Origin of the sequence: Ideonella azotifigens (assembly GCF_006519715.1) — a bacterium.
Lineage (GTDB): Bacteria > Pseudomonadota > Gammaproteobacteria > Burkholderiales > Burkholderiaceae_C > Ideonella > Ideonella azotifigens.
Map to the genome: position 1 here is coordinate 1 of NZ_VIDT01000784.1, position 2,313 is coordinate 2,313.

Sequence of the window (2,313 nt, forward strand, 5' to 3'; positions counted from 1 at the left end):
GCGATGCTGATCGAGCGCCTGGCCGCCGAAGGCCCGGTGACGATGAAGCTGGTGCTTACGCCGCGCACGCTGCCCGATGCCGACGGCCACAACGTGCTGGCCGACCTGCCCGGCCGCGAGCACCCGGACGAGGTCGTCATCGTCTCCGGCCACCTGGACAGCTGGGACCTGGGCACCGGCGCGATGGACGACGGCATGGGCGTGGCCGCGGCCATGGGCGCAGTGCAGGTGCTGAAGTCGCTGGGCCTCTCGCCGCGCCGCACGGTGCGCATGGTCGCCTGGGCCAACGAGGAAAACGGCGCCCGCGGCGGCAAGGCCTATTTCGAGTCGGTCAAGGGCAAGCTGCCCACGCAGGTCGCGGCCATCGAAAGCGACTTCGGCCTGGGCGACCCGCTGGGCTTCTTCGGCGCCATCAGCGAAGCCGAGTTGAAGCGCCTGGCGCCGGTGGCCCAGGTGCTGCGCAGCATCGGCGCCGGCGTGATGACGACCCGCGCCGGCGAAGCCGGCACCGACATCGAACCGCTGCAGCAGGCCGGCGTGCCCGGCTTCGCGCCACTGGTCGACACCCGCCACTACTTCGACTACCACCACACCGCCGCCGACACGCTGGACAAGGTCGACCCGCAAGCGCTGCGCAAGCAGGTCGCGCTGCTGGCGGTGCTGAGCTATGCCCTGGCGGAGATGAAAACGCCGCTGGCGCGCGTGCCGGCAGGGCATTGAGCCAAACCTTACCGTCCAACCGGCGGCAATGCGCGCCCCTTGCATGCCATGGGTTTACGCTCAGGCGAACGAATGTCATAACATACCGACATTCCGCAAACCTCCTGCAGGAGTCAACCCATGCCAAAACCGATCACGACGATCCCGGCGCGCCAGTTCGCACGCGATCTGGCCGGCGCCAAGCGGGCGGCCGACATGGGCCCGGTGCTGATCACCGACCGCGGCCATCCTGCGTACGCGTTGCTGCGCATCGATGACTTCTACGCGCTCGGCGGCGAGCGTCAGCCCAGTCGCAGCCTGCTGGCGCTCATGGACGGGCTGCCAGAGACGGGCGGGATTGACTTCGAGCCACCGCGCCTGATCGACCAGCCTGTGGCGGCCGATCTGGACTGAACATGTTCCTGCTCGATACGAACGTCGTCTCCGAGCTGCGAACGGGCAAGAAGCAACCCTCGGCCACGGTGCGCAGTTGGGCGGCGCAATTGCCGGCAGAGCAGTTCTATCTGTCGGCCGTCGTGCTGCTGGAGTTGTGGCTGGGTTACGAGCTCAAGGCGCGCACCGACGCAGCCCAGGCAGCCGGTCTCAAGGCATGGATCGAGGGGCTGGAAGCTGCCTATGACGGTCGAACGCTGCCCTTCACAGCGCGCGGCGCGCGACTGTGCGCGCCTCTGCACGTCCCCAATCCGCGCGCTTGGCGCGACTCCGTGATCGCAGCCACTGCGCTGGAGCACGGCATGACGCTCGTCACCCGCAACGTGCGGGACTTTGCCGGAACCGGCGTGCGACTCATCGATCCATTCGTTTGATGCATGGAACAGCCGCTGACGCGAACGCTCGCCAGCGGGCGGCGCAGCATCGGTTTCAGCCCGAATCAGGACTTTTCAGGGCGGTTTCAGGACGACTTCGGGCCCCGCTGGCTACAAAGCGGGCCGTTGTCATCCACCGAACCGAGGAGTCCATGTCCGCTTTCAAAACCGCCCGCCGGGCCGCCCTGGCGGCTGCGCTGGTCCTGTCGGCCGCTGCGGCGCCCTGCGCGCCCGTCACCTACACCATCGTCAGCAAGCTCTCCCGCGTCAGCTTTTCGCTGGAGCACCAGGGCTTCATCCAGCTCTTCGGCACGCTGCGCATGGCGCCAGGCAGCTTCAGCTTCGATGACGAGGACTGGAAGAACTCGGCGATTGCCGTGAGCATGCCGACACGCTCGCTGGACATGGGCGACGCGACCTGGAACCAGCAGATCCGTGGCGACGATGCCTGGGCCAAGCTGTTCAAGAGCCCCACCGTGGGTTTCCGCAGCACCAGACTCGAACGCATTGACGCCACGCATGGCACGCTGGCCGGCGAGTTGACGCTGGCCGGCGTGACCAAGCCGGTCCTGCTGCAGCTGCGCTTCAACAAGCTGGGCGTCAACCAGATCACCAAGTTCGCCTCGGTCGGCTTCTCCGCCACCACCTCCATCAAGCGCTCCGATTACGGCCTGAACGCCTATTCGGACCTGGTGGGCGACGAACTCGCGGTGCAGATCCAGATCGAGGCCGCCGCCGGGGCAGACGGGGATGCTCGCAACAAGAACGCGGCCAACGGCGTGAAACG

At 67.3% G+C, this 2,313-nt stretch carries 4 protein-coding genes; all 4 read left to right on the forward strand.

The window, feature by feature from the left end:
• A partial coding sequence (locus FKP22_RS27585) for a M20/M25/M40 family metallo-hydrolase (protein ID WP_141291178.1) occupies positions 1 to 720 on the forward strand: 720 nt, incomplete at its 5' end.
• 120 nt (positions 721 to 840) lie between these two features.
• Positions 841 to 1,113, forward strand: coding sequence for a type II toxin-antitoxin system Phd/YefM family antitoxin (locus tag FKP22_RS27590; RefSeq protein WP_141291180.1), 273 nt, complete (start codon positions 841 to 843; stop codon positions 1,111 to 1,113).
• 2 nt (positions 1,114 to 1,115) lie between these two features.
• Positions 1,116 to 1,526 carry a type II toxin-antitoxin system VapC family toxin gene (locus FKP22_RS27595; RefSeq protein WP_141291182.1) on the forward strand — a complete coding sequence of 137 codons (411 nt, stop codon included), beginning with the start codon at positions 1,116 to 1,118 and terminating at the stop codon, positions 1,524 to 1,526.
• A 152-nt stretch (positions 1,527 to 1,678) separates the two neighbouring features.
• A partial coding sequence (locus FKP22_RS27600; protein ID WP_170201129.1) for a YceI family protein occupies positions 1,679 to 2,313 on the forward strand: 635 nt, incomplete at its 3' end.